Here is an 8,506-nt window from a genome sequence, read left to right on the forward strand (position 1 = left end):
CCGTGGACGACATATTGAGAATTGATAGGGTACGCACGCGCACCATTGCTAAATTTTCACGTAGGGTACGCATTGCGTACCAGCTGGTAAGGTACGCAATGCGTACCCTACCTCCGTATCAGGCGCTTGCCGCCACGGCTACCGCATCGCTTTCAGCGGTTTTCCAGGGCACTTTCACTTGTTTCCAGCAGGGGTTGTTCAAGGTCATGTCCATATCGCGGGCGAAGATGGCGAAGCCGTCATAGCCGTGATAAGGGCCGGAATAATCCCAGGAGTGCATTTGCCGGAACGGGATGCCCATTTTCTGGAAGATGTATTTCTCCTTGATGCCGGAGCCGATCAGGTCGGGCTGGATTTTCTTGACGAATTCCTCGAACTCGTAGCCGGTGACGTCGTCATAGAGCAGTGTGGCATTGCCCATTTCCTTGATCGTGCGGTCGTAGTCGTCGTTGTGGCCGAATTCATAGCCGGTGCCGACCACTTCCATGCCCAGGTCTTCATAGGCGCCGATCACATGGCGAGGGCGCAGGCCGCCGACGTAGAGCATGACGCGCTTGCCCTGCAGGCGCGGTTTGTACTTGGCGATCACGGCGTCGTATTCGGCCTGGTATTTGGCGATGACTTTCTCCGCGCCGGCCTGGATGGTTTCATCGAAGTGCGCGGCGATTTTGCGCAGCGATTCGGCGATTTTGGTCGGGCCGAAGAAGTTGTACTCGATCCAGGGGATGTTGTACTTTTCTTCCATGTGCCGCGCGATGTAGTTCATCGAACGGTAGCAGTGGATCAGGTTCAGTTTGACCTTGGGCGTGTTCTGCATTTCGGCGATGGTGCCGTCGCCGGACCATTGCGCGACCACGCGCAGGCCCATCTCTTCCAGCAGCGTGCGCGAAGCCCAGGCATCGCCGCCGATGTTGTAGTCGCCGATCACGGCCACGTCGTAAGGCGAGGCTTCAAAGCTGGTATCGTCGTCGCGGCTGTCGAGCACCCAGTCGCGGATGGCGTCATTGGCGATATGGTGGCCCAGCGATTGCGATACGCCGCGGAAGCCTTCGCAACGCACCGGCACGACGGGTTTGTCGATTTCCTTGTTGGCTTTCTTGGCGACCGCTTCGATATCGTCGCCGATCAGGCCGATCGGGCATTCGGATTGAATGCTGATGCCTTTGTGCAGCGGGAACAGTTCCTCGATTTCATTGATGATCTTCGCGAGTTTTTTGTCGCCGCCGAACACGATGTCCTTTTCCTGGAAATCGGAGGTGAAGTTCATGGTGCCGAAAGTATTGATGCCGGTCGTGCCGACATAATAGTTACGGCGGCCGGCGCGCGAATACTGGCCGCAGCCGACCGGACCGTGGGAGATGTGGATCATGTCCTTGATCGGGCCCCAGACCACCCCTTTTGAACCGGCATAGGCGCAACCGCGGATGGTCATGACGCCGGGTTGGGACTTGCGGTTCGAGGTAATGCATTTGTTTGATTTTTCAAGCGACTGGTCATTGACCGCCAAATGCTTGGCGCGGTCTTTTTTTGCTTGCTCCGGATAGACTTCAAGCACTTCCTGTATGAGCGCTTCAGTCTCTTCTCTTGTCATTGCTGCCATGTTGTTTCTCCTACTTATGCCGTGGGCAATCCCCCAACAGACAAGTTTTAGGACTGGAGAGCGGAGGCACCGCTCTCCAGTATTACGGGACGGATTTTTACGCTTCTGCGGCCGCAGTCTTACCAACGATAGACTCGTCTTCTTCGTCCATCAGGCCGAATTCCATCATTAACGCTTCCAGTTCATCCATTGAAATCGGCTGCGGGATAATGAGGTTCTTGTTATCGCGGATTTTCAGCGCCAATTGGCGGTATTCGTCGGCCTGTTTGGCGGTCGGATCGTATTCGATAACGGTCATGCGGCGGATTTCGGCGCGTTGCACCACGTTGTCGCGCGGTACGAAGTGAATCATCTGCGTGCCGATTTTTTCAGCCAGCGCCATGATCAGCTCATCTTCACGTGCTGTATTGCGCGAGTTGCAGATCAGGCCGGCCAGGCGCACGCTGCCGGAGTTGGCGTATTTGACGATGCCTTTGGCGATGTTGTTGGCCGCGTACATGGCCATCATTTCGCCCGAACAGACGATGTAAATCTCCTGCGCCTTGTTTTCACGGATTGGCATGGCAAAGCCGCCACACACAACATCCCCAAGAACATCATAAAAAACGAAATCGAGTTCATCATCGTAAGCTCCTTCTTCCTCGAGGAAGTTAATGGCCGTGATTACACCGCGGCCGGCACAGCCGACTCCGGGCTCTGGACCGCCTGATTCGACGCATCTGACGCCGCCGAAGCCGACTTTCATCACATCTTCCAGTTCTAGGTCTTCAACGCTGCCGGCTTCAGCCGCCAGACTCATGATGGTTGTTTGCGCCTTGGAGTGCAGGATCAAACGGGTAGAATCGGCTTTCGGGTCACAACCCACGATCATGACCTTGTTGCCGGCTTCAGCCAGCGCCGCGACCAGATTTTGTGTGGTGGTGGATTTGCCGATCCCACCTTTACCGTAAATTGCACATTGACGTAATGCCATGATTTTCTCCTTACATAGAACGTTGTGGTTGATTACGCAAGGGTATAGAGCAAGGGGCGTGCCAATTGGTGGGTGTCGCATTAAGTCTTTGATTGTTATGTTTTTAATGCGGGTTGCGGCAGGCTGTTTCTGCGTAGTATTGCGGACATTTTGTAGGGTTTATGTAGATTTGTTCACAGAGGTTGCAAGTGTGTAGGCTGGGTTGGAGCTTTAGCGGAAACCCGGCATGGGCGGCCTCGAATGCTGGGTTTAGCAACCCAGCCTACCCCGATTAAAAGCTGCGGTGCTTAAATTGGCCTCCGCTGAAGGCAGAGCCGGATTTGCCGGAAATTGTCGCGAACAGAACAATCCACAATGAGGAAAAGCTGACATCACGCCATTGGTGAGTGAATTTAAATTATTGTTATTTATGGGTAAAAATTGATTAACAGCAATTGGATTGCTTCTTGCTTAAGTACCGATACACATAAGCCTTAAAGGAGTTAATCATGTCTTCCAATGTATTTTCCGAAATATTGAGCGGTCTTTACGATAATAAAATCGTGCCTTATTTAGGCCCGGGCGTACTTTTCGATGCAACCAATAAAAAGACCGGCGAGCCGATGCCGGCCGACAGCACCAGCCTGATTCTGGCCATGAACAATGGCCAGCCTATGGCACCCAAACTCATGTACGAGTTTCCCAGGGCGGCCATGAACCAGGAGCTAAAGCGGGGCCGGAATTTTCTGGGCCAGTTTCTCACCAAGGTCTATGGCGAAACGGAATGGACGCGCGCGGCCTTGCACGACTGGCTGGAAGAGTGGCGGCCGGCTTATGTCATCGACATCAACCGAGACACTCAATTGCAGGACAGTTACAAAGATGACGAGCATACGCTGATCGTGGGCATTGCAAGAATCGCCGCCCAGCCGCATCGCTACAAGCTGTATCATTTCGACGGCAGCGATTATTTCGAAATTCCGCAGGAGCAGGTCGACCCGCGCTTGCCGATTCTGTTCAAGCCGATGGGAACGCCCAGGCCCGAGGCCAACTATATAGCCTCGGATGCTGATTATGTCGATTACATCACTGAGCTGATGGGCGGCTTCGCCATCCCTGAGTTTCTGAAGGAGTACCGCAAGCAGAAGCAGTACCTGCTGATCGGCATGCCTTTGAACCGCGATTCCGAGCGCATGGTCATGAGCGATATCGTTTATGCGGCAGCCGAGCCTAAAGGCTGGGTGCTGAATAAAAATCCGACCGATAAGGAAAAGCGCTTCTGCAAGAAAATAGGCCTGGAAATTCTCGATGCCGATGTGAAAGATCTGCTCAATGCCGCCGGTTTTTTGCCGCCTTATAAAAAATCGGCGTAGAAGCGTTTGTAGCGACAGCTTTGCTTAAGCCTTATTGACCGAACCACGAAGGGCCGGAAGCTCTTTGATGTTTTTGCGCGAACTTCGTGGCGGGCATGTATCCTGAGTTGCATTTATTGGCCTGTCAGGACTTGACGCTGATGCCTGAAAAATTCATAGTGCCTGTTAAGGATTCGGTTAAAAAATAACTTTCCGATTTGTCGATGCAATTAGTGCTTATGTAGGGGCGAATTCATTTATGCCCTTTAGGGTACTTGTGCCCCTTGCGGGTATTCGCCCTGGCGACTTAAGTCGCCCCCACACCTGCTGCTCGTCAAGATTCAGTGAAATTATTCCTCGCCCTGTCCTAAATACTTACCACCGGCATCGGCTGCCGGTTGTTCAGTTTCTCAAAAAAACAGGTATATCAGTAATGCATGCTCGCGCACTTAAACTCTTGCAGCATCATCATGATTTTGCAGTCATTCATAAAAAAGGCGAAAGACGGACCAAACAGGTGCTGGTTCTCACATTCCTGGCCATGGTCGTGGAAATTACGGCCGGCACGCTGTTCGGCTCGATGGCGCTGCTCGCCGACGGCTGGCACATGGGCACGCATGTGGCGGCCTTCATGATCACGATCATCGCCTACCGCTATTCGCGCATCCATGCCGACGACGACACGTTCGCCTTCAGCCCCGGCAAAGTGGGCGTCCTGGGCGGATTCGCCAGCTCCATCGCGCTGGGTGTCGTGGCTTTGATGATGCTGGTCGAGTCGGCAGAGCGTCTGCTGAAGCCTCGCATGATCCTGTTTGACGATGCTATCGCTATCGCGGCTTTTGGCCTGTTTATCAATCTGATCTGTGCCCTGCTGTTGAAAGAGCACCATTCCCATCATCATAAGCATGATCACGATCACGCGCATGGCCACCATCATGATCACAATCTCAAGGCCGCTTACATGCATGTGCTGGCTGATGCGCTGACGTCCGTGCTGGCTATTGCTGCGCTGGTGTCGGGAAAGTATTACGGCTGGACCTGGCTGGACCCGGTCATGGGGATAGTCGGCGGAATGATCATTATCCAGTGGGCTTATGGGCTCATGAAAGAGACCAGCCCGGTATTGATGGATGAAAGCATCGATCAAGGCTATAAAATAGCCGTCAAGAGAAAAATAGAAAGCGATGCCGACAACCGTGTTTCAGACCTGCATATCTGGCGCGTGGGCCCCAAACACTACGCGATCATTTTGTCGGTCGTTTCGCATACGCCCAGGCCGCCTCAATATTACAAGGCGCTGCTGAAGGATTTTCACAGGCTTTCGCATATCACCGTCGAGGTTAATAAATGCTACGGGGATGAATGCATAATCGAGGAATAATTACGCGCTGTAGGGTCGAATTCATTCGACCGGAGATCGCTTCAGAATTCCCGAACAGGAACCTATTCGTTCAATAAGCGGCCAAAGCTGTAACAATACACGGCGTCAAGATTCCCTATTTACGGACAAGGCCTTATGAAAATCCATCCTCTGCTTTATTACGGCGATTATCTGCAACTGCCTAAAATCTTGAACGCCCAGGCGCCCGAAAGCGCGAAGTACGGCGAAGAGGTCCATGACGAGACGCTGTTCATCGTCGTCCACCAGACCTATGAGCTTTGGTTCAAGCAGATTCTGCATGAGCTGAACTCCATCCGCGAGATCATGGCACAGCCGTTTGTGCCGTCCACGGATCTTTACGTGATCAATGCCCGGCTGGAAAGAGTCACCGCCATTCAGCAGGTTTTGATCGATCAGATTCAGATCATGGAGACCATGACCACACTGGACTTCATGGAGTTCAGGGATTATCTGGTGCCGGCTTCCGGCTTTCAGAGTCTGCAGTTCCGCCTGGTGGAAGCGGTATTGGGCATCAGGCCCGAACACCGGATGGACATTGAAAAGCAATTCATCCATTCCCGTCTCAAACCCGAAGACAGGGAAGCGCTGGCGAAGGAAGAAAGCAAAGTCGGCATTTTTGAACTGCTGGAGGCATGGCTCGCGCGCATGCCTTTTTCCCGGTTTGAAGGCTATGATTTCTGGGGCGAGTACGAGCTGGCCGTGCATAAAATGCTCAAGCAGGACCATGAGATCATCCTGAGCAATCCGGGCCTGGACGAGGCTTTGAGGGAAATGGAGCTGAGAAACCTGGAAACGACGCGCGAGACTTTCGCGACGCTGCTGGATGCCGATAAATTTGCCGAGCAGCGGGCGCAGGGCCGGTTCAGGCTGTCGCAGAAGGCGATGCTGTCGGCCGTGTTCATTTTCCTGTATCGCGATTATCCGGCGCTGCAGATGCCTTTTGAAATTCTCAGTTCTCTGGTCGAAATCGACGAGAAATTCACGATCTGGCGTTTTCGCCATGCGCTCATGGTGCACAGGATAATCGGCGCCAAAATCGGAACCGGCGGCTCTTCAGGGCAGGAATACCTGAAATCGACCACGGAAAGAAACCGCGCCTTTCTGGACCTGTTCAATCTGGCGACCTTTCTGATGCCCAAATCCCTGGCGCCGGCGTTGCCAAAGGCCATTAAGGATCAGCTGGATATCGTCTATGACGCTCGCCAATCCTAAGCGGTTTTACAGCCGGTTCCTGAAAGGCCATGCCGGCAAATTACATTTTCGCGCCCATTCCCATCATTTCTGGCCCGATGTCAGCCGTGAAGCCCAGATCGCTTATTGGGACGACTGCGCCGTGCTGGGCGATGAAAAATGGGAGCGGATTTTTTTCGAGACGATTCCAAAAACGCAGGACCATATCGCCAGAATCCTGGGGCTGAAAGAGGCGCAGCAAATCGCGCTGGCGCCCAATACCCATGAGCTTGCCGCGCGGCTGCTGTCGCTGTTTCTGGGCAGGAAAAGCTTGAGGGTTCTTACCACAACCAGTGAATTTCACTCCTGGCGCCGGCAGTTTCTGAGATTGATGGAAATTCCCGGGATCACCATCCGTCAGGTCGATGCGGCGGATTTTCTTCGGGACAGGGCGGCTTTTCTGGACGACATGAAGTCCGAGCTTGCCAAAAGCTATGATCTGGTTTTTCTGAGCCAGGTTTTCTTCGATTCGGGCGCGGCCTTGACGGATGGCGACCTTGAATCGCTGGTGGCGGCAACACCTGATTCGACGCTCTTTGCCATCGACGGCTACCACGGCTTCGCCGCCATTCCCTGCAGCTTGTCCGGACTGGAAGGGCGGATTTTCTATCTGGGCGGCGGCTACAAATACGGCCAGGGCGGCGAGGGCGTGGGTTTTATGGTCGTTCCGAAAGGCAACTGGCGTCCGGCCGATACCGGCTGGTATGCCGAATTTGCGCAACTGTCCAGGCCGGCAGGCGAAGAAGTCGGCTACCCGGATGACGGTATGGCCTTCATGGGCTCGACGCAGGATCCGAGCGGCTTTTATCGTTTTAACGCCGTCTGGGATTTGTTCGAATCGGAAGGACTCGATATCCGGTGGATTCACAGTTATGTCGCAGGATTGCAAAGAGCCTTTATTGACAACCTGCCTCAAGCCTTCTGTCAGAATTGGTCGCTGACGCCTTTGTTTGATCCGGTTCTGGAATGGCACGGGCATTTTCTGACCTTCGAGACGGCTTCCCTGGAAAGCGCCGAACAATGCCGACAAATTCTGAACGATAACGATATTTTGATAGACCGCAGAGGGACTCGGTTGAGATTCGGATTCGGGCTTTATCAGGATGAAACCGATGTCATTGAGCTGTGCCGGCGCCTTGGGGAATTGGCGGGATAATCTCAATTACTGATGCGTAAAATGCTGAATTTGATCTGACCGTTTCAAGCATTCATTTGGAGGGAACCTGACTTTCCCCATTTCAGTATTTTGAATATAGAGTTGATTGAGAGCGCTTACGGTTAAAACCCAGCAATCCCGCTAACCCCGAACCAAATAGCCAGACAGTTGCGGGAACGGGTACCGGCATCAATGAAGGATTGACAACAATGTTATCTAACTGCGCCATCCCTGAAAATAGTATGGAAACTTGTAAAAGGCCCTGGTAGTTAAATGTGGCGGTTTGCAACCCTGCCAGTTCATCTAAGTAAACAATGTGACTAATTGTATGAATCGCCGGTGGGTTGCCAAACACGAAATCAAACCAAACGAGTCCCCATAAGTCACCTTGATTCCCGACGTTAGCAACATCTGCCAGATCAATGGAAATTAGATCAAAAAGACCTCCATCGGCTTTTGATATGAGCATTTCTGGCCCATTATTTGTAATAGTATTGCCGCCCGGATCAGCATTTTTCAAATCTGTACCCCAGAACAAGGCGCCTTCTGGATCGAAAAAGAATACCTGGAAGCCATCTTCTTCGTAGGGACTGACCATTCCATAATGGAAACTCGGATCAGAATCGAAATCGATAACCGCGGCCTGTATGGTACTCATCCCGAACAAAGCGAAGCAGAATAAAGCGGAACAAAATATTTTGGCTCTTATTGGATTCCGGGGAGATACCCAAGCATTGTTGACTCCTTGAATTTGAGGTTCAGTATCGCCATATAGGACGGATGATTACCTTACCTCAACTATTAGACAACGCCA

7 protein-coding genes are annotated in these 8,506 nt (G+C 52.6%); 4 read left to right on the forward strand and 3 right to left on the reverse strand.

The features are described from left to right. Positions 1-118: 118 nt before the first annotated feature. Together nifD and nifH are read right to left on the reverse strand one after the other, a co-directional pair. Positions 119-1,600, reverse strand: coding sequence for a nitrogenase molybdenum-iron protein alpha chain (gene nifD / locus V2P20_RS05965; protein ID WP_331817097.1), 1,482 nt, complete (start codon positions 1,598-1,600; stop codon positions 119-121). 97 nt (positions 1,601-1,697) lie between these two features. Next, positions 1,698-2,573: a nitrogenase iron protein gene (gene nifH / locus V2P20_RS05970; RefSeq protein WP_331817099.1), complete on the reverse strand. Its 876-nt coding sequence runs from the start codon at positions 2,571-2,573 to the stop codon at positions 1,698-1,700. Positions 2,574-3,061: 488 nt separating this feature from the next. Between nifH and V2P20_RS05975 the strand changes: the two genes are divergently transcribed. The 4 genes from V2P20_RS05975 to V2P20_RS05990 all read left to right on the forward strand — a co-directional run bounded on the left by V2P20_RS05975 (position 3,062) and on the right by V2P20_RS05990 (position 7,692). After that, the gene (locus tag V2P20_RS05975; protein ID WP_331817101.1) at positions 3,062-3,925 is read left to right on the forward strand and encodes an SIR2 family protein; all 864 of its coding nucleotides are present in this window, start codon (positions 3,062-3,064) and stop codon (positions 3,923-3,925) included. A 412-nt stretch (positions 3,926-4,337) separates the two neighbouring features. After that, positions 4,338-5,285: a CDF family Co(II)/Ni(II) efflux transporter DmeF gene (gene dmeF, locus V2P20_RS05980; protein ID WP_331817103.1), complete on the forward strand. Its 948-nt coding sequence runs from the start codon at positions 4,338-4,340 to the stop codon at positions 5,283-5,285. 135 nt (positions 5,286-5,420) lie between these two features. Next, entirely contained in the window at positions 5,421-6,518 is a 1,098-nt protein-coding gene (locus V2P20_RS05985; protein WP_331817105.1) for a tryptophan 2,3-dioxygenase family protein, read from the forward strand. After that, the gene (locus tag V2P20_RS05990) at positions 6,499-7,692 is read left to right on the forward strand and encodes a hypothetical protein (RefSeq protein WP_331817107.1); all 1,194 of its coding nucleotides are present in this window, start codon (positions 6,499-6,501) and stop codon (positions 7,690-7,692) included. The genes V2P20_RS05985 and V2P20_RS05990 overlap by 20 nt, the downstream gene beginning before the upstream one ends. An 82-nt stretch (positions 7,693-7,774) precedes the next feature. Here the strand turns inward: V2P20_RS05990 and V2P20_RS05995 are convergent, their stop codons facing one another. Beyond that, positions 7,775-8,350, reverse strand: coding sequence for a PEP-CTERM sorting domain-containing protein (locus V2P20_RS05995; protein ID WP_331817109.1), 576 nt, complete (start codon positions 8,348-8,350; stop codon positions 7,775-7,777). Between the last annotated feature and the right edge of the window lie 156 nt (positions 8,351-8,506).

Origin of the sequence: Methylobacter sp. Wu1, from assembly GCF_036553575.1 — a bacterium.
Taxonomy (GTDB): Bacteria; Pseudomonadota; Gammaproteobacteria; order Methylococcales; family Methylomonadaceae; genus Methylobacter.